This window comes from Pseudomonas sp. HP_01, assembly GCF_055284355.1.
The window spans coordinates 45,579-65,289 of record NZ_JBTOPV010000004.1 but is presented as its reverse complement, the minus strand read 5'-3'; the positions used below and the strand labels follow the sequence as shown (position 1 = coordinate 65,289).

At 60.7% G+C, this 19,711-nt stretch carries 17 protein-coding genes; 7 read left to right on the top strand and 10 right to left on the bottom strand.

Going from position 1 to position 19,711, the window contains the following annotated elements:
• The first annotated feature begins 261 nt into the window (after nt 1–261).
• From ACYAR8_RS04470 to ACYAR8_RS04445, 6 genes are all read left to right on the top strand, one after another.
• Nucleotides 262–801, top strand: a complete 540-nt coding sequence (locus ACYAR8_RS04470; protein ID WP_074884547.1) for an AP2/ERF family transcription factor — start codon at nt 262–264, stop codon at nt 799–801.
• A 139-nt stretch (nt 802–940) separates the two neighbouring features.
• Complete coding sequence (locus ACYAR8_RS04465; protein ID WP_463579183.1) at nt 941–2,368, top strand: di-heme oxidoreductase family protein; 1,428 nt, start codon at nt 941–943, stop codon at nt 2,366–2,368.
• 27 nt (nt 2,369–2,395) lie between these two features.
• Entirely contained in the window at nt 2,396–3,460 is a 1,065-nt protein-coding gene (locus ACYAR8_RS04460; RefSeq protein WP_074884540.1) for an imelysin family protein, read from the top strand.
• 1 nt (nt 3,461) lies between these two features.
• A complete protein-coding gene (locus ACYAR8_RS04455; protein WP_463579182.1) occupies nt 3,462–4,559 on the top strand; it encodes a DUF1513 domain-containing protein in 1,098 nt (365 codons plus the stop codon).
• Between the two features lie 337 nt (nt 4,560–4,896).
• A complete protein-coding gene (locus ACYAR8_RS04450; RefSeq protein WP_463579181.1) occupies nt 4,897–6,063 on the top strand; it encodes an efflux RND transporter periplasmic adaptor subunit in 1,167 nt (388 codons plus the stop codon).
• Nucleotides 6,064–6,077: 14 nt separating this feature from the next.
• Nucleotides 6,078–9,158, top strand: coding sequence for a multidrug efflux RND transporter permease subunit (locus ACYAR8_RS04445; RefSeq protein WP_463579180.1), 3,081 nt, complete (start codon nt 6,078–6,080; stop codon nt 9,156–9,158).
• A gap of 226 nt (nt 9,159–9,384) precedes the next feature.
• On the opposite strand, the gene ACYAR8_RS04440 is transcribed toward ACYAR8_RS04445, so the two are convergent.
• From ACYAR8_RS04440 to colR, 5 genes are all read right to left on the bottom strand, one after another.
• The gene (locus ACYAR8_RS04440; RefSeq protein ID WP_108120736.1) at nt 9,385–9,612 is read right to left on the bottom strand and encodes a hypothetical protein; all 228 of its coding nucleotides are present in this window, start codon (nt 9,610–9,612) and stop codon (nt 9,385–9,387) included.
• Complete coding sequence (locus ACYAR8_RS04435; RefSeq protein ID WP_463579179.1) at nt 9,609–10,328, bottom strand: lipopolysaccharide kinase InaA family protein; 720 nt, start codon at nt 10,326–10,328, stop codon at nt 9,609–9,611. Before ACYAR8_RS04435 ends, ACYAR8_RS04440 begins: the two co-directional genes overlap by 4 nt.
• Before the next feature lie 7 nt (nt 10,329–10,335).
• Entirely contained in the window at nt 10,336–11,004 is a 669-nt protein-coding gene (locus ACYAR8_RS04430) for a class I SAM-dependent methyltransferase (protein WP_074884521.1), read from the bottom strand.
• 162 nt (nt 11,005–11,166) lie between these two features.
• Nucleotides 11,167–12,489 (bottom strand): sensor histidine kinase, encoded by a 1,323-nt coding sequence (locus ACYAR8_RS04425; protein ID WP_463579178.1) that lies wholly within the window; start codon nt 12,487–12,489, stop codon nt 11,167–11,169.
• Nucleotides 12,479–13,162 (bottom strand): two-component system response regulator ColR, encoded by a 684-nt coding sequence (gene colR, locus ACYAR8_RS04420; protein ID WP_074884515.1) that lies wholly within the window; start codon nt 13,160–13,162, stop codon nt 12,479–12,481. Before colR ends, ACYAR8_RS04425 begins: the two co-directional genes overlap by 11 nt.
• A gap of 236 nt (nt 13,163–13,398) precedes the next feature.
• Here colR and ACYAR8_RS04415 point away from each other — a divergent pair, with 236 nt between their 5' ends.
• On the top strand, nt 13,399–14,142 hold the full coding sequence (locus ACYAR8_RS04415; RefSeq protein ID WP_074884512.1) for a phosphatase PAP2 family protein: 744 nt from the start codon (nt 13,399–13,401) through the stop codon (nt 14,140–14,142).
• 652 nt (nt 14,143–14,794) lie between these two features.
• Here the strand turns inward: ACYAR8_RS04415 and groL are convergent.
• The 5 genes from groL to ACYAR8_RS04390 form a co-directional block, all read right to left on the bottom strand.
• Entirely contained in the window at nt 14,795–16,438 is a 1,644-nt protein-coding gene (groL, locus tag ACYAR8_RS04410; protein WP_065992179.1) for a chaperonin GroEL, read from the bottom strand.
• A 49-nt stretch (nt 16,439–16,487) separates the two neighbouring features.
• A complete protein-coding gene (locus tag ACYAR8_RS04405) occupies nt 16,488–16,781 on the bottom strand; it encodes a co-chaperone GroES (protein ID WP_037014630.1) in 294 nt (97 codons plus the stop codon).
• A gap of 253 nt (nt 16,782–17,034) precedes the next feature.
• A complete protein-coding gene (locus ACYAR8_RS04400) occupies nt 17,035–17,541 on the bottom strand; it encodes an FxsA family protein (protein ID WP_074884511.1) in 507 nt (168 codons plus the stop codon).
• A 66-nt stretch (nt 17,542–17,607) separates the two neighbouring features.
• Entirely contained in the window at nt 17,608–18,339 is a 732-nt protein-coding gene (locus ACYAR8_RS04395) for a HugZ family pyridoxamine 5'-phosphate oxidase (RefSeq protein WP_108120732.1), read from the bottom strand.
• Between the two features lie 219 nt (nt 18,340–18,558).
• Entirely contained in the window at nt 18,559–19,566 is a 1,008-nt protein-coding gene (locus tag ACYAR8_RS04390; protein WP_074884503.1) for a DUF481 domain-containing protein, read from the bottom strand.
• Between the last annotated feature and the right edge of the window lie 145 nt (nt 19,567–19,711).

The following is a 19,711-nucleotide window of genomic DNA, read 5'->3' as shown; positions in this document are numbered from 1 at the left end:
CTTCACGCCCTGTAGGGCCGCAGCCTTACAAGCACCCGGCTGACGCCGGCCCCGCTGCAAACGAATGCCGACCCGACCACGGGCCGGCATTTTTTTCGTCAATCGAAGCTGCAAACCCTACCAAAACCGGCGTTATCCGGGGACCGGTCTGTAAGCTTTGTAGGGCATTTCCTGTTCGTTCCTTGTCGGATTGAACACGCCTCCCCCGCCGCCGATCATGCGCACTTCCTTGACCCCACCCTATCCAGGAGGAGACAGAAAGTGCCCAAGAGAAACAAAAAAAGGCGCCGCGTCAGCAAGCTCAAAGCCAACGATTACGGTATCCACCTGCTGGTCGGCGTCAAGGGCCCGCGTGCCTGGAAGGTGACGATCTACCGCGATGGCAGGACCTTCAACCGGCTGTTTTCATTCTCCCGCTACGGCGGCCGTGATCCGGCACGACAGGCCGCAGACGCGTGCCGTGACCAGTTGCTGCTGGCACACTTGCCCAAGCTCAGCCGCGACATCCGTCAACGCATCATCGCCACCAACACCAGCGGCTATCCGGGGGTGCATTACCGCTGCTACACCGGCATCGCGTATTGGGTGGCGCGGACCACGCTGCGCAACGGCAGCAGCGTCACCAAGTCGTTCAGGGTCGAGCACTACGGCTATGAGCGGGCCAAGGAGCTGGCGATCCGCGAACGCGAACGGCAACTCGACGGCATTGGCGATTACCGGTCATTCAAGGTGGTTGAGGGCGAACGGCGCCTGATGCAGTTACTCGTGGAAAACCCGGCCCTGGAGATCGCCGGCGCGTGAGCGTTGCCGGCCCGTTGCCAGCCGATCATTTGGTAACAACACATTACGAGAGGACCTTCAAACGCTAATCCCTCTTATTCATCAAACACGGGGCTGGTAAGCTTGCTCGCCCCGAATTCCCCCCTTTTGCAGGACCTGTATGACTGCGTGGTTCCGTCCTTCGTTTCTCCTGCTGATGGCGCTGGCCGTCAGTGGGTGCGATGACGCCCCGCGTTTCACCGCCGCCGAGCCCGGCGAGTCTCGCTCTGGCGGCGCCACCACCGTGAACAAAAGCGACCGCAACGCGTTTTCTCTGCCTTCGGCCAACCTGTCGCCTGTCCGGCGGCTGGACTTCAGCGTCGGCAACAGTTTCTTCCGCAACCCCTGGGTGATTGCCCCCTCGACGACCACTGCCCGCGACGGCCTGGGTCCGTTGTTCAACACCAACGCCTGCCAGAACTGCCACATCAAGGACGGCCGCGGCCACCCGCCCGAGCCCGGCGCCGACAACGCCGTGTCCATGCTGGTGCGCCTGTCGATTCCCGACGATCCGGCATTCGCCGAACACATCAAGCAGCTGGGCCTGACGCCCGAGCCGGTGTATGGCAAGCAACTCCAGGACATGGCCATCCCCGGCGTGACGCCAGAGGGCAAGGTTCGGGTCGATTACGACTCAATGACCGTGCATTTTCGCGACGGCACCCCGGTGCACCTGCGCCGGCCTACCCTGCAGATCACCCAACCCGGCTACGGTCCGATGCACCCGCAGACGCGAGCTTCCGCGCGCATTGCTCCGCCGATGATCGGGCTGGGGCTTCTGGAAGCCATTCCTCAGGCGGCGATTCTGGCCAACGCCAACCCGAACGATGAACAGGGCACCGGCATCACCGGTAAACCCAACTGGGTCTGGGACGACGCGCAGCAGAAATCCGTCCTCGGCCGCTTCGGCTGGAAAGCCTCGCAGCCGAGCATCGAACAGCAAAATGCCCACGCACTGGCAGGTGACATGGGCCTTACGTCCACCTTGATGCCGGTCGACGACTGCACGCCGTCACAGACCGACTGCCTTGCCGCGCCCAACGGCAATGGCCCGAACGGCGAACCGGAAGTCAGCGACAACATCCTGCGGCTGATCACCTTTTACACCCGCAACCTCGGCGTTCCGGCGCGGCGTGACGTGGCTGGCCCAGAGGTACTGGCGGGCAAGAATCTGTTTTTCAAAGCAGGCTGCCAGCAATGCCACACGCCGCAATTCACCACCTCCGCCGACGCCGCCGAACCCGAACTGGCGAATCAGGTCATTCGCCCGTACACCGATCTGCTGCTGCATGACATGGGCGAAGGACTGGCCGACAATCTCAGCGAATTTCAGGCCAGCGGCCAGCAGTGGCGCACGCCGCCGTTATGGGGCATCGGCCTGACGCAAGCCGTCAGTGGCCACACGCAGTTTCTGCACGACGGTCGCGCCCGCAACCTGATGGAGGCCGTACTCTGGCACGGCGGCGAGGCACTGCCGGCGCAACGTCAGGTGCTGGCTTTCGACGCGGAACAACGCGCAGCGCTGCTGGCGTTCTTGAATTCTCTCTAACGTATTTCTGAAGATAAGGAGTCGGGCATGTTCCGCCCCAAATTGTTGCTCACCAGCCTCGCCGCACTGGCACTGGGCGCGTGCGCGCCGTCGGACCCGCAAGCCGTGACGTCTGCCGCCATCGCCAGTCAGGTCATCCTGCCGACCTACAGCCGTTGGGTCGATGCGGACCGGCAGCTGGCGATCAGTGCGCTGTCCTACTGCCAGGGCAAATCCGACCTGGACACCGCCCGGGCCGACTTCCTCCACGCGCAAAAAGCCTGGGCCGAGCTGCAACCGTTGCTGATCGGGCCGCTCGCCGAAGGCAATCGCGCCTGGCAGATTCAGTTCTGGCCGGACAAGAAAAACCTGGTCGGTCGTCAGGTGGAGCAACTGGTGACCGCACAGCCGCAGATCAGCGCCGACGAACTGAGCAAATCCAGCGTGGTTGTCCAGGGCCTCTCGGCCTATGAATACATCCTCTTCGACGCCGACATCGACATGGCCAATGCCGAGCAGAAAGCCCGCTACTGCCCGCTGCTGGTGGCCATCGGCGAGCGTCAGAAGGCGTTGGCCGAAGACATCCTCAGCAGCTGGAACAGCAACGACGGCATGCTCGCTCAGTTGAGCAAGTTTCCCAACCAGCGCTATGCCGATTCCCACGAAGCCATTGCCGAGTTGCTGCGCGTGCAAGTGACCGCACTGGACTCGCTGAAGAAAAAGCTCGGTACCCCGCTCGGCCGTGGCACCAAGGGCGTCCCGCAGCCGTTTCAGGCCGAAGCCTGGCGCAGCAAAGCCTCGCTCAGCAGCTTGCAGGCGAGTCTGGCCAGTGCGCAGACGGTCTGGGCCGGCGTCGACAATAAGGGTCTGCGCGGGCTGTTGCCCAAGGAGCAGAAACCTTTGGCCGACAAGATCGACGCCGCCTACGCCGAGAGCAATCGACAGTTGGCCGCGCTGAAACCGCCGCTCGGCGATCTGCTGGCCAGCGAAGAAGGCCGCCAGCAGCTCAACGCTTTCTACGACAGCCTCAACGTGGTTCATCGCCTGCACGAAGGCGAACTGGCCAAGGCGTTGGGCATTCAACTGGGCTTCAACGCCAATGATGGTGACTGATATGTTGCGACGTCAGGCTCTGGGTCTGGGCAGCCTGCTGCTCAGCGCCGTCACGTTTGGCGGCTGGACGCTGTTCGCGAGAAAAGGCGAAAGCCCGCTGCTGTTGTCCGCGCGGGACGACGGCAACGGCCAGCACTTCGCCGTGGGTTATCACGTCGACGGCACGCAAGTCTTCGCCACCGCCGTCGCCCAGCGCTGTCACGACATCATCAATCACCCGAATCTGCCGATCGCCCTGTTCGTCGCGCGCCGGCCGGGCACCGAAAGTTACCTGATCGACCTGCGCGACGGTCGGCTGCTGCAGACCATCACCTCGCAACCCCACCGACACTTCTACGGCCACGCGGTCATTCACAAAGACGGCGAATGGCTGTACGCCACTGAAAACGACACGACCGAACCGGGTCGCGGCCTGTTGGGCGTGTATCGATTTGTGGATGAGCGGCTGCAACGCACCGGGGAGATTTCCACCCACGGCGTAGGACCTCATCAGGTGTCATGGATGCCGGACGGCGAAACCCTTGCAGTCGCCAACGGCGGTATTCGCACCGAGGCCGAGAGCCGCGTCGAAATGAACCTCGACGCCATGGAGCCCAGTCTGGTGCTGATGCAGCGCGACGGCACCCTGCTGAGCAAGGAGACGTTGTCGCAGCAGATGAACAGCGTGCGGCATATGGCGATTGCCAGCGACGGCACCATCGTGGCGGGGCAGCAGTTCATGGGGCCCTCCCACGAGTCCGCCGAGCTGCTCGCCATCAAGCGACCAGGCCAGCCGTTCCAGGCTTTTCCGGTGGCGGAGCAGCAATTGCAGGCCATGGCGCATTACACCGCCAGCGTTGCCATTCATAACGACCTGCGGCTGGTGGCATTGACGGCGCCAAGGGGCAACCGCTTCTTCATCTGGGACCTGGACAGCGGCGCGCTGAAGCTCGACGCACCGCTGCCTGACTGCGCCGGGGTCGGGGCTGTGACCGATGGCTTTGTCGTGACCTCGGGACAAGGCCGCTGCCGATTCTACGACTGCCGCGAGACAGTGCTGGTCGCCAAGCCGCTGGAGCTGCCGGCGGGGTTGTGGGACAACCATCTGCATCTGGTTTGATGGTGGAACTGCGGCTGCCGCGCGGGCTTCTTCGGGTTGTCCGGACGCCGAACTGTCGCGCAGCCACATCACCTTGTAGGAGTGAACTTGCTCGCGAAGAGGCCGGAACATCCGCTAGATTTTCAGCGCATGGAATACTGACTTCGCGAGCAAGCTCACTCCTACAGATACCGTTTTTGCTGGGCGACAGCGCGATGTCACGGCGGCGGGCATGCCCATCTATCCTCCATGATTCCGGCAGGACGCTAACCCCGAATTCAATCAATGCCACTGGCAACTAAATCGCGACAGGACTAACGTGCTCGCCTGATTCATCGGTTTTCCAAGGAAGTGGAATATGTTGCGTCGCCGCATGTTGATCATGTTGGGCATTGTCCTGATCGTGGTGCTGGTCCTGGGTGGGTACAAGGCGTTTTCGGTCTATCAGCAGATCCAGCAATTCACGGCGCCGAAGCCGCCGACCAATGTCGCGGTGGCGGTTGTCGAAGAGCACCCGTGGCAGAACCGTCTGCCGGCCATCGGCACGCTCAAGGCATCCCAGGGCGTGGATCTGTCGCTGGAAATCGCGGGCACGGTCAAGGCCGTGCAGTTCGAGTCCGGTCAGAAGGTCAAGGTCGGTCAGCCGCTGGTGCAGCTCGACAGCGATGTGGAAAAGGCCCAGCTCGGCACTGCCGAAGCGGACCTCGGTCTGGCGCAAGTGGAGTACGGACGCGGCAGCAAACTGGTCGGTGAGTCGGCCATTTCCCGTGGCGACTTCGACAAGCTCGCCGCCACCCAGAAGAAAGCCGCAGCCACCGTCTCACAACTGAACGCCTCTCTGGCGAAGAAGCGCATCCTGGCGCCCTTCAGCGGCACCATCGGCATTCGTCAGGTGGATGTCGGCGATTACCTCGCCAGCGGCACGGTGATCGCCACCCTTCAAGACCTGACCAGCCTGTACGCGGACTTCTTCGTACCAGAGCAGATGCTGCCGAAACTGGCCCTCGACCAACAGGTGCAGGTGAGCGTCGCGGCCTACCCTGACCGCGTGTTCACTGCGCGCATCAGCGCCATCAACCCCAAGGTCGAAGACACCACCCGCAACGTGCTGATTCGCGCCACCCTGCCTAACCCCGACAGCCAACTGCTGCCCGGGATGTTCACCAGCCTGCAGGTGCTGCTCGGGCAGGACACGCCGCAGCTGGTGCTGCCGGAAAGCACGATCACCTACACGCTGTACGGCAATTCGGTCTACGTCGTCGTGCCGAAGAAGAACGCCAACGGCCAGCCGGAAAACGACAGCAAAGGCGAGCCTCAGCTCGTGGTCGAGCGGCGCTTCGTCGAGACCGGCGAAAGGCGCGGCGGGCTGGTGATCATCAGCAAAGGATTGAAAATCGGTGAGCAAGTGGTCACCGGCGGCCAGCTGAAACTGGATAACGGCGCTGCCGTGGCTATCGCAGCTGACCCGGCGACAGCGGCTAAAACCACTCCGGCGGCGCAGACCAGCCAGCCCAAAGCTGACTGATCAAGGAATCGATCATGGCCTTTACAGACCCGTTCATCCGCCGCCCGGTACTCGCCAGCGTGATCAGCCTGTTGATCGTGCTGCTGGGTTTTCAGGCGTTCAGCAAGCTCACCATCCGCCAGTACCCGCAGATGGAAAACGCACTGATCACCGTGACCACGGCTTACCCCGGCGCCAACGCCGAAACTATCCAGGGCTATATCACTCAACCGCTGCAGCAGAGTCTGGCGAGCGCCGAAGGCATCGACTACATGACCTCGGTCAGTCGGCAGAACTTCTCGGTCATTTCCATCTATGCGCGCATCGGCTCCAACAGCGACCGCCTCTATACGGAGCTGCTGGCCAAGGCCAACGAGGTCAAGAACAAACTGCCTCAGGACGCCGAAGACCCTGTGCTCAGCAAGGAAGCCGCCGACGCCTCGGCACTGATGTACATCAGCTTCTACAGCGCCGAACTGAGCAACCCGCAGATCACCGACTACCTGTCCCGGGTCATTCAGCCGAAGCTGGCGACGCTGCCGGGCATGGCCGAGGCCGAGATCCTGGGCAATCAGGTGTTCGCCATGCGCTTGTGGCTCGACCCGGTGAAGCTCGCCGGTTTCGGCCTGACCGCCAGCGACGTCACGGAGGCCGTGCGCAAGTACAACTTCCTGTCCGCAGCAGGCGAGGTGAAAGGCGAGTACGTGGTCACCAGCGTCAACGCCAGCACCGACCTGAAATCCCCCGAGACCTTCGCGGCCATCCCCCTCAAGACCGTGGGCGATAGCCGCGTGCTGCTGGGCGATGTGGCGCGGGTGGAAATGGGCGCCGAGAACTACGACACGGTCAGCTCGTTCGACGGCACGCCGTCGGTGTACATCGGCATCAAGGGCACGCCCAGCTCGAACCCGCTGGACGTGATCAAGGAAGTGCGGCGCATCCTGCCACAGCTCGAAGCCCAACTGCCGCCGAGCCTCAAGGCGTCCATCGCCTACGACGCCACGCTGTTCATTCAGGCCTCGATCCATGAAGTGGTGAAAACCCTGATCGAAGCGGTGCTCATCGTCATCGTCGTGGTGTTCCTGTTCCTGGGCGCCCTGCGTTCGGTGCTGATCCCGGTGATCACCATCCCGCTGTCGATGATCGGCGTGCTGTTCTTTATGCAGTTGATGGGCTATTCGATCAATTTGCTGACGCTGCTGGCGATGGTGCTGGCGATCGGTCTGGTGGTGGACGACGCCATTGTGGTGGTGGAAAACATTCACCGGCACATCGAGGAAGGCAAGACGCCGTTCGATGCGGCCATCGAGGGCGCTCGCGACATCGCCATGCCGGTGGTGTCGATGACCATCACCCTGGCCGCGGTGTATGCGCCCATCGGTTTTCTGGAGGGACTGACCGGTGCGCTGTTCAAGGAATTCGCGCTGACGCTGGCCGGCGCGGTGGTCATCTCCGGGATCGTCGCGCTGACCCTGTCGCCGATGATGTGCGCCGTGCTCCTGCGCCGGGAAGAGAACCCCAGCGGCCTGGCGCACAAGCTCGATCACGCCTTCGAAAGCCTGAAGGGACGCTACCAGCGCGTCCTCCATGGCACGCTGAATACGCGGCCTGTGGTCATCGTGTTCGCGGTGCTGGTGCTGTGCCTGATTCCGGTGTTTCTCAAGCTCAGCCAATCGCAACTGGCGCCGGACGAGGACCAGGGCATCATCTTCATGATGGCGACGGCGCCGCAGCCGACCAACCTCGATTACATGAACAAGTACACCGACCAGTTCATCAGCATTTTCAAAGCGTTCCCGGAGTACTACTCCTCGTTCCAGATCAACGGATTCAATGGCGTGCAGACCGGCGTCGGCGGGTTCCTGCTCAAACCATGGGATGAGCGCAGCCGCACGCAGATGGAGTTGCTGCCGGAGGTGCAGGCCAAGCTCAACGGCATCACCGGGCTGCAGGTTTTCGGCTTCAACCTGCCGTCGTTGCCCGGCACGGGTGAGGGCCTGCCGTTTCAGTTCGTGATCAATACACCGGGTGACTACGCCGCGCTGCTGGAGGTGACGGATCGCATCAAGAAACGCGCCGCCGACTCGGGCAAATTTGCGTTTCTGGACGTTGACCTGGCGTTCGACAAGCCGGAAGTGGTGGTCGACATCGACCGCGCCAAAGCCGCGCAGATGGGCGTGTCGATGCAGGACCTGGGCGGCAGTCTGGCGACACTGCTCGGGGAGGCGGAAATCAACCGCTTCACCATCGACGGGCGCAGCTACAAAGTCATCGCCCAGGTCGAGCGCGCTTACCGCGACAACCCGGCGTGGCTGGCGAATTACTACGTCAAGAACGCCGACGGCAAGATGCTGCCGTTGTCGACGCTGATCACCGTAAGCGACCGGGCCAGGCCCCGGCAGCTCAATCAGTTCCAGCAGCTCAACTCGGCAATCATCTCCGGTTTCCCCTTGGTGAGTCAGGCTGAGGCGATTGAGTTGGTGAGACAGATCGCGATCGAAGAATCGCCGTCGGGTTTTGCCTACGACTACGCTGGCGCCTCTCGTCAGTACGTTCAGGAAGGCAATGCGCTGTGGGTCACGTTCGGCCTGGCCCTGGCGATCATCTTTCTGGTGCTGGCCGCGCAGTTCGAGAGCTTTCGCGATCCGCTGGTGATTCTGGTCACGGTGCCGCTGTCGATCTGCGGCGCGCTGATTCCGCTGTTCCTCGGCATCTCGTCGCTGAATATCTATACCCAGGTGGGACTGGTCACGCTGATCGGCCTGATCAGCAAGCACGGGATTTTGATCGTCGAGTTCGCCAACCAGCTGCGCCGTGACAAGGGCCTGACCGCGCGGGAAGCCGTGGAGGAAGCGGCGGCGATACGCTTGCGTCCCGTCTTGATGACCACCGCAGCCATGGTGTTCGGCATGGTGCCACTGATCCTCGCGACCGGCGCGGGGGCGGTCAGCCGGTTCGACATCGGTCTGGTGATTGCCACTGGCATGTCGGTGGGAACATTGTTCACGCTGTTTGTGCTGCCGTGCGTGTATACGCTGCTGGCGCGGCGGGACGATGCGCAGCCCGATAGCAGTGCCATTGGCGATGCGGATACCCACACGAGTAGCGGTGCCTGACGCAATTCTGAGCCGGCTTGCTGGCGAACGCGACCGTCCAGATACATCGTCGGCGTTTGTCGTAACCGGTTCGCCAGCAAGCCGGCTCCTACCGATCACATCGGGCCGATAGATCCCATCAAGCCGATGCCCTGAGTACAAGAGGCACGCCTAGCACTGAGAATCCCGTCTGCAACAAAAAAGGCCCCGATTTTAGGGGCCTTTTGGTCAACGCAACGGAAAGGAATCAGCCCTGAGGTCCGCTCCCTTGGGCCAGGCCGAACATCAACAGGAGCAGATCGTGATCGGGCCGGGCCGTGTCAGACATCTTGGCCACCCGAGGCAGAGGGCAATGGCCTTCGCCATGCACTGCGCTCAAGATCTTTGGCCCGGGCTGATCCCAGGCAGCCAAAGCGATGGAAGTCACCCCCAACGCCCCGACCAAAAACAAACCTCGCGCCATTTCTAACTTCATCGCTGTAAACCTTTGATGGGCTTGCCAAACGCGGTCTCGTAAAAATAGACCAACTTGCTCCAGTCCGCAGGCTGAAACGACGAGTGGCGACGCAACTGTTTCATGTCGTGCTGAGCGGCGGCATAGGACGTCAGCCGCTGGCGGCACTTCTCAAGATCCAGCAGCGCGACTTCCGCCTTGGCGTGGGCGCCTTCGCCCACGACGCGAACGAAGACATGCTTGATGTAAATGCAGCTGTGCTGCCAGCGCCCCTTGTGCATACGGGCCAGGTTGCCGGCGATCTCCTGAAGCATCTGCTCGTACACCACTTCGCCGTGCTGCTCGCGGCCACCGGCGCGCAGCCAGTTTTCAAATTCGTCAAAGCCATCCAGCGAGGCGGTAACCAACAATGCACGCCACTCGTTGTTCTCATCGCGCTCTGCGCCGCAGAAGACCATGCGCGGTACGTTGACGTCGAGCTGGCGAAGGCCTTCGAGGGCATCGCGCTCGCGCAGCACAGTCGGACGCCCAAACGGGTGCAACCAGCTGCGGTAGATATGGCCTGTCTGGCGCTTCACATACAGCAGCCGACCGTTTTCCGAGACGACACGCTGCACGCCACTTTCACCGCCACGGCGCACGTTGGGTTCTTCCACCCACTCACCCCGCGTGTTCCAGAAATAGGCGAAGCGGTCCTTGGCGGGAACGGCTAACTCTGTTGCGAAATCCACGGCCATCCTGTTCTTACCTCTTACGTAATAGATACACACGCCACATGGCGTACATCGGCAGGAAATCCAGGCGCTCCTGAATCCGAAACCCTGCCTCTTCAAATTCGGCCTCTACGGTGGCCACCGGCAGCACGAAGCGATTCTGGTAATCACGTTTCGACCGCGACCCTTCGGCGCGGCGTCGCTTCCAGGCCTTGAAATTGCCATCCACCCACAACGACACAATCACGCTGTCGCGGGTCACCCGGTGAAACTCCTTCAGCAGCACCGCGCGGTCTTCGGCCTTGCCGATGTGGTGCATCAGGCGCATGCAGAAAATACTGTCGACGGCGTTGTCCGGCATCTCGATGGCAAATGCCGATGTCTGCAACGGCTGAACGCGTTTGACGATCTCAACGGGTTGCGACTCGCAGGCAATCTTGACCATCGACGCCGAGTTGTCCGCACCGATAATCACCCGGTTGGCCTTCTCGGCCAGCACCGGCCAGAAACGTCCGGCGCCACAGGGCAGGTCCAGCACCAGCCCCGGTTCGCCCGCCAATGCAAGGGCACGGCGCGCCAGTTGTTTATCGCGGCGATCAGACAGGCGTCTTGCCAGTCCATCGTTGTGTTTGCGCAGATACCTTTTAGCGTGTTCGTCGTCGTATTTGCGTGAAAAATCCAGCTCGATGCGCTTGCTCATGGCCGTTTCTCTTTTAAGTGAGAGGGCCAAACTAAGCAGCGTTACGTCGTGTTCAGGTCAGATGAATGTGAAAAAAACGTCCGAAAAAGTGACGATATGTTACGAGATCATTCAAAGACTTGGGGCCAGCATACGGCCATACGCCGGTGTCCTTCAGCACTTTTACACTGGCTTTACATGTGTCGAAGGCAAACGTATCGGGTCTTTCGCAGGGCGCAAACCCATGTCCACGCTGAACCTGCAGCCGTTAGGCTCCATGGTGTCCAGGCTTACCGACCACCCCTGGTTTTCGCAGATTCGCTGCACCAACGACAGTCCCAGGCCCAAACCTTCCCCGCGCTGCTCGGTGCCGCGCACGAACGGCTGAAACATCGCCTCACGCTTTTCCTCCGGGATGCCTACACCGGAATCCTCAACCATGAACCCGCTTTCACGCAGCGTGAGGCGGATAAAGCCGGTGTCGGTGTAGTGCAACGCGTTGCGCAGCAAGTTGCCCATCACGGCATAGAGAAAGGTGGCGTTGTAGGCCGTCTGGGAAGGCTCGCCCGGCAGGTATTCCAGGGTCAGCCCTTTGCTTTCGATCGGCTCGCGCCACAGGCTGATCAGTTGCTGGGCGGCACCTTCCAGGGTCAGTTGTGGGTGCAGGGCGAGGTCATCGCGTTGAGTGCGGGCCAGCATCAGGAAGGTCTGCACCAGATCGCGCATCTCCTCGCACGCCCGCGCCACGCGTTCGACCTGGGCCCGTGCGCGCTGGTCCAGTGCCGGGTTTTCCAGCAGCAGCTCACAGGAGCTCGCCAGTACCATCAAGGGCGTGCGCAGTTCGTGGCTGACGTCGCTGGTGAACATCCGCTCGCGGGTCAGCGCATCCCGCAGACGGCCAAGCGTGGCGTCGAAGGCCACTGCCAGCTCACCCACTTCGTCGGCGGCGTAATCAGGGGCCAGGGGGGGCGCGAGGCCGAGCAACTGATCGCGGTGACGAACCTGCCGCGCCAGCCGCACCACCGGCGCCATCACCCGACGCGCCAGTATCCAGCCGAGGAAAATCGCCAGCGCCAACGCCAGTACAAAGCCCACCAGCACGACGGCGAACAGCACCCGCTCGCGCTCTTCAAAATCGCTTTGATCCTGAAGCAAGACATAGTGGCGACCGTCGACGATCTCAACCATGGCGTGGTAGGACAACGGTCCGCGGAAGACTTCGTGAAAGCCGGACTCCAGATGACGCAAATCCTTCGGCAACTCGAAATCCCCCGGGCCGCCGCTGAAGTAAAACAGCTGATCCGGCTCAGGGCGATGGTTCCAGTCGTTAACGCTGTCCATCAGCAGCAGGCGCGTCAGGTCGCCGCCCAGGCCCGCCGAAATCAGCTTTTCTTCAACCAGGTGCACCGTCGCGACGATGCCCATCGCGAAGCACCCGGCGACCAACGCACTCATCAAGGCGAAGGCGATGATGATCCGTTGGGCAAGGCTCTGCTTAAACTCCATCACGCCCCTCGGCGAGGCGGTATCCGACACCGTGTACGGTCTGCAGCAGCGGCTTGGCGAACGGCTTGTCGATCACCTGACGCAACTGGTGAACGTGGCTGCGCAGGCTATCGCTGTCCGGGCAATCGTCGCCCCACAGGGCTTCTTCCAGGACTTCGCGACGCAGCACGTGAGGGCTCTTCTGCATCAACACCGCGAGCAATTTCAGGCCCACCGGGTTGAGTTTGAGCAGACGCGCTTCGCGGGTCACTTCAAGGGTGTCGAGGTCGTAGATCAGATCGGCGACCTGCAGGGTACGCCGCCCGCCGCCCTGGGCTCGCCGCAACACCGCCTCGATGCGCGCTGCCAGTTCCGACAGCGCGAAGGGCTTGAGCAGGTAGTCGTCCGCACCGGAGCGAAATCCCTGAAGCCGGTCGTCAAGCTGGTCGCGGGCCGTGAGCATGATCACTGGCGTGTCGCGACGCGCGTCTTCACGCAGGCGCTTGCACAGGGTGTAACCGTCGATGCCGGGCAGCATGATGTCGAGCACGATCAAGTCATAGTGCTCGGTCGCTGCCAGGTGCAGGCCGGACAGACCGTCTTGCGCGCAATCGACGGTGTAACCCTTCAAACCGAGGTAATCGGCAAGGTTTGCCAGAATGTCGCGGTTGTCTTCAACCAGCAGAATTCTCATGGCGTGTTTCTCCCTATGCGGCGTGGCGAGACCCGGGGCACGGCTCGAAATGCCGCTCAACAAGGTCAGAGTTGGCGGCAGCTTACGGCGATGCGCGCTCAAGGGCCAGCACCGCGGTGTATAACGTTTTTTTCACTCGCGGTTCACGGCGCCGCGACAGCGCCCTGCCCAGACTACGCGCCGCTCAGGGTCTATGCACCCACCGCTCTCCCCTCGCCCACTACACGGGATTTGCCATGTCATACGCACTTGAACGGCCCGCTTCACGTCCGATCAACTTCTGGGTTTATCTGGGCATCCCGGCCGTGACCGCCCTCGTTCTGATATTGCTGGAATGGACCTCGCTGGACATGGACATCGCCAAACTGGCCTACGACCCGGTAGCGGGCGAGTTCATCGGTCGGCACAGCTTCTTTCTCGAAGACATCCTGCATGACCGCGCCAAACAGGCCGTCATTGCCATCGGCGTGTTGTCCTTCGTCAGCTTCATCGCCTCGTTCTTCGTCAGTGCGCTGAAGCCCTGGAAACGTGAACTGGGCTGCATGGTGCTATCGATGGCGTTATCCACCAGCTTCGTCACGCCGGTGAAAGTCGTGACATCGGTGCAGTGCCCGTGGAGCCTGAAAGAATTCGGCGGCCAGGAAACCTACAGCGAACTCCTCAGCCCCCGCCCGCAAACCGACAAACCCGGCCGCTGCTGGCCCGGCGGTCACGCGGCAACGGGCTTCACTTTGTTCGCCCTGTTCTTCGTCTTCCGCGACCGCAAACCCCGCCTGGCCAAAGCCGGCCTGATCTTCGCGGCGGGACTGGGCACCGTCTTCTCCATCGGCCGAATGCTTCAAGGCGCACACTTCTTCTCCCACAACATCTGGACGGCGGTGTTCTGCTGGCTGCTTTGTTTGGGGGCTTATTACTTCGTGCTGTACCGACCGGCGAAGAAGAAGGATGTGGCGTTGAGAGGGGAAGTGGTTTCGGGGTGATGGCTCAACCGGGGACAGATTAATTTACGGAAAAGCGCTGTAAATAAATCAGTCCCCTTTAAATCGCAGAGTGACGCGGAGCGTCACGGGATGCATGCCCACGCAGAGCGTGGGCACGATCAGCTCAGTCCCCTTCAATCAAGTCCAACAATGCCAGCGCTCCTGCTGGCCCCTTCCCGGCTAAAGCCGGTCCCACTGAAAGCACCGCGTACACCCTGTGGGACCGGCTTTAGCCGGGAAGCCTTTGATCTGCTTCTGCCTTTGATCTGCTTAAACGCGCTTTTGATCTTCGTACATAAAAAGTCCAGTCACCGCCAAACGCGACTTGGGTGCAGGCTGAACGCAGGTCTCGCGCAGTGGGCCGAGCCGCATGGATGCGGCGAGAGCGCCGTCAGGGCATGGATGCCCGTTCGGCGCGGGCCCACGGAGCGAGACCGGAGTGAAGGAACCCGACGAAGTCGGGCCCAACCAGGAGCAAAGCGTTTTTGGTTACTTTTGGGGCGCCTTTGCCAAAAGTGACCCGCCGTAAGGGCGGAAAGGTGAATAAGTCACGCCACAAATAATGGATAGGAAAAGGTCCACAAAACCCAAACCGCGCCCATAAAAAAACCCCGCCGAAGCGGGGTTTTTTCTACATCGGGGTACGGCTGGCTTACATCATGCCGCCCATACCACCCATGCCGCCCATATCAGGCATACCACCACCAGCAGCCTTCTCATCAGCCACATCAGCGATCATCGCCTCAGTAGTGATCATCAGACTGGCGATCGACGAAGCAGCCTGCAGAGCAGAACGCGTCACCTTGGCCGGATCGAGAATACCCATCTCGATCATATCGCCGTACTCGCCGCTCGCAGCGTTGTAACCGTAGTTACCAGTACCCTGCTTGACCTTGTCGACCACAACACTTGGCTCGTCGCCCGAGTTCGCCACGATCTGACGCAGAGGCGCTTCAACCGCGCGACGCAGCAGCGCGATACCGACGTTCTGATCAGCGTTGTCGCCACGCAGTTCAGAGATCGCCTGCAGCGAACGAACCAGAGCAACACCACCGCCAGGCACCACGCCTTCTTCAACGGCTGCACGGGTTGCGTGCAGGGCGTCTTCAACGCGGGCTTTCTTCTCTTTCATTTCAACTTCGGAACCGGCACCGACCTTGATCACTGCAACGCCGCCCGACAGCTTGGCCAGACGCTCTTGCAGCTTCTCTTTGTCGTAGTCCGAAGACGTGTCGCCGATCTGCTGACGGATCTGCGCGATACGACCGTCGATGTCGGCACGAACGCCAGCACCGTCGATGATCGTGGTGTTTTCTTTGTTCAAGATAACGCGCTTGGCATTACCCAGGTGTTCCAGGGTAGCGGTTTCCAGGCTCAGGCCGATCTCTTCCGAGATAACGGTACCGCCAGTCAGAACAGCGATGTCCTGCAGCATGGCCTTGCGACGGTCGCCGAAGCCAGGGGCCTTGACCGCTGCAACTTTCACGATGCCGCGCATGTTGTTCACGACCAGAGTCGCCAGTGCTTCGCCTTCAACGTCTTCAGCCACGATCAGCAGAGGACGGCCAGCTTTCGCAACGGCTTCCAGAACTGGCAGCATTTCGCGGATGTTGGAGATCTTCTTGTCAACCAGCAGCAGCAGCGGGCTTTCCAGCTCGGCAACCATGGTGTCCGGCTTGTTGATGAAGTACGGGGACAGGTAGCCACGGTCAAACTGCATGCCTTCAACAACAGACAGCTCGTTTTCCAGACCCGAACCTTCTTCAACGGTGATAACGCCGTCTTTGGTCACTTTTTCCATGGCTTCGGCAATGATGTCGCCGATGGAATTGTCCGAGTTGGCCGAGATGGTACCGACCTGGGCAATTGCCTTGGTGTCGGTGCAAGGCTTGGACAGCTTCTTCAGCTCGGCAACAATGGCGATGGTCGCCTTGTCGATGCCGCGCTTCAGGTCCATCGGGTTCATGCCGGCAGCGACGGCTTTCAGGCCTTCGTTGACGATGGCTTGAGCCAGAACGGTGGCGGTGGTGGTACCGTCGCCAGCGTCATCGTTCGCACGGGAAGCAACGTCTTTGACCAGCTGCGCGCCCATGTTTTCGAAACGGTCTTTCAGCTCGATTTCTTTGGCTACGGACACACCGTCTTTGGTGATCAGCGGAGCGCCGAAGCTTTTTTCGATGATGACGTTACGGCCTTTAGGGCCCAGCGTTGCTTTTACTGCGTCGGCCAGGACGTTGACACCAGCCAGCATTTTTTTACGGCCAGCATCGCCGAATTTAACTTCTTTAGCAGCCATGATCGTTATTCCTTAAATACTTTGTAGTAACGGGAAATGGGGTATCAACTCAGCCTTCGACGACCGCGAGAATTTCGTTCTCGCTCATCACCAGCAGGTCTTCGCCGTCTACTTTCACGGTGTTGCTGCCGGAGTAAGGGCCGAACACCACTTTGTCACCCACTTTCACGGCCAGCGCGCGTACTTCACCGTTGTCCAGGATGCGACCGTTGCCGACGGCGAGGATTTCGCCACGGTTAGGTTTTTCAGCAGCCGAACCAGGCAGCACGATACCGCCAGCAGTTTTTGTTTCTTCTTCGCTGCGACGGATTACGACGCGGTCATGCAGAGGACGAAGCTTCATTGTCGATCTCCTAATTATGGTTTTTAAACGCCCGGTGCGGACACCGGCGGGTTAAAACATCCGGGCTTGCCGGTTACGGTTCGCGAGCGAACCGCAGAATACGGTCTGACGAAACGCGCCAGAAACCTTGCGGTGACCCATACATAAGGGCGAGCAAGCCGAATTCAAGGCTGACCCCAGAAATTTTTTGAAGGAAGTGTGGTCGCGAAAACAGGCACGGCACCCGCAGGTGCCGTGTCGTGGTGATGTTGAATCACTTTTTATCCAGTGGCTCGAATTCGCCTTCGATCACCTCACCCTCGATGACTTCAGGGCGACGTGCTTCAGGACGGGCAGCACCGGGGTGCATGGGACCTGCGGAATTTGCCGCATGCATGTTCTCGGCAAACGCACGCTGGCGCGCGGCCTGGGCTTCGGCGCGGTTACGGACCTTGCCAACGATCAGGCGACGGGAGAACGGCATCAGGAACAGCAGGCCCAGCACGTCACTGATGAAGCCTGGCAGGACCAGCAAACCGCCGCCGATGGTCATCATCAGACCGTCGAGCATCTGCTGCGCCGGGAGTTCGCCACGGGCCAGACTCTGCCGGGCACTCAGCGCGGTCGCCACCCCGGCCACTCGCACCACAAAAACACCGAGCATCGACCCGGCAACGACCAGCAGGAAGGTCGGCAGAAAGCCGATCGACATCCCGACTTTCACCAGCACGAACAGCTCGAGCACCGGAAAAAGCAATAAAAGCAAAAGAAAAACGCGCATCAAAGTGAGTTCCTAGACGGAAGAAGGCTTCCAGTAGACCTTACGTGAAGTCGCAAAGTCGTTAATTCAAGCCTCGGCCTGTTCAAGTGTGGGCCATTTTTCAGCGTGAGCCAGCTGAACCAAGGCCTGGCGGACGTGTGTCGGCGTATTACAAGGCTGTGGGAACGCCAACCAATACAGACTTTGCCCCACGCGCAAATGCATGCCCTCGCTGTCGATGCCAACCAGCGCGGCGGGCTCGGTCTTGGGCAAACCGGCCAGTTCAACGTAGTGGGCGATGGCTTTGGCGTGATCAGCATTCATGTGCTCGACCATGCTGAGTTCCGCATCGCCGGCAAATGGATTGGCGAGCGCCGCGTCGTCCAGCCAGTGGATCGCGCCGAAGCCACCGATAAAGCGATAGCGCACTGGCTTCAGCACCCAGAAATCGAAATCGTGGGCGCTGTGGTAACTCTCGGATTCCGGGAAATACCGGTAGTAACGCTGAGCCGTTGCTTCAATCTGTGCCTCGTCACTGATCTTCTCGGCCTCGGCCATCAGCGTGACGCGCCCCACCGCTTGCACATCCTCGGCACCGCGCTCGCCGACCAGCAAGGAGCACTTGGCGTCAAGCTGCAGGTTATGGGTGTGCTGCGCGATACGGCTGATGAGAATCAGCGGACGGCCTTGTTCATCCAGGCAATAAGGCACCACCGAGCCAAACGGATAACCGGGCATCGACTTGGAATGGGTCGACAACACGCCACGGTATTCCTTGAGCAGCAAGGCTCGTGCTTGCCGATTGGCGCTGGCGCTCATGTGGGGCTCCTGAACAATAAAACGAAGGCATCGAGGGACGCGAAAAAGCAGACGGCGACCCATGCCACACGATAATCGTTATCGTCGGAAGGTGCCAGATTGAGCGGGGGTGACGATTGGGCGGAGAGTTCGCGTAAAAAAACGCTTAAAAAAGAAACCAGCCGACGCGCGCAGATCAGGGTGTGATCTGCGCACGCTCAGGCATGGATAATGCGGCTGTTACCAGGAAACACCGAAACCGGCGGTGTAGCGGGTCTTGTCCAGGTCGCCGTTATCGGAGCCACTGATGATGTCTTTCTCGGCCTTGAGGTTGAGCGAGGCCCATTCAGTGACTTTGTAACGCAGGCCCACTTCCGTTTCCAGGCTGTAGTCCGCCACGCCGCTGAGCGGCTTGCCGAGTTCACCGTTGGTGAAGAACTCGACCTTCTTGCCAATCAGGTAGCGGTTGTAGTCCCAGGTGCCGGACACGGAGTAGAAGTTGTCCTTCTCGCCGTTGGAATATTCAAAATCAGTGCGGTTCAGCAAGCCGCCCACTTTGAACGCACCCAATTCATCGTCCCAGAACTGGTAACCCGGACCGGTACCGACGGTGCGCTGACGGGACAGGTCTTCAATGGTGTCGCGCTTGTAGGTGATGCGCCCGTCCCAGAACCACTTTTCAGTGAGGAACCGGTCGACCGAGTATTCGGCATCCCAGTTATTGGTGGTGGTCAGGCTGTCCTGCGACTCGCGGTTGTATTCGCCCTTGGCGTTGTGGCGCCACTGGCCATGGGTCGCGGAGGTCTTGAAGGCGATGTTGTAATCGTCGGTGTCGTTCTCGGCGCGCTGGAAATCCAGTGCTGCATCGATATTGCCTTTCCAGACCAGATCGGTGACCACCGGCTTGGGCTTCATGATCTGCTGGATGCTCGCCAGCTCCACGGTCTTCGGCGCGTCGCCATTGGCCAGCGTGACCTTGCCGTCTTCGGCCGGCTGTAGCGATTTGGAGATCTCACCGGTGGTGGCGTCCTGCTTCACCAGAAGGTGCTGGTCACTTTCCAGCGTCTTGATTTCCTTCCAGTCGAGCGGGACGTCGCCTGCATATTTGGTGTTGATCAGCAGCTTGCCGCCGTCGAAGAACTTGATGGTACCCGTCATCTTGTCACCGTTTTTCAACCAGACGGTGTCGGCGAGCAATGGGGTAGAAGCACTGGCAATAGCAACGCACAACAGGGTTCTGGACAACATAAGCAACGGCAAGGCTCTGGTTCGCGGAAAATCGGGCATTATCCGGATGGATAACGTCTTGGCAATCGGCAGACCGCCGACACAGGTATCACTGACCGTAGGAAGCTTCCCTAGTTCCTTATTGAAAATTCCCGTTCATCCCTTT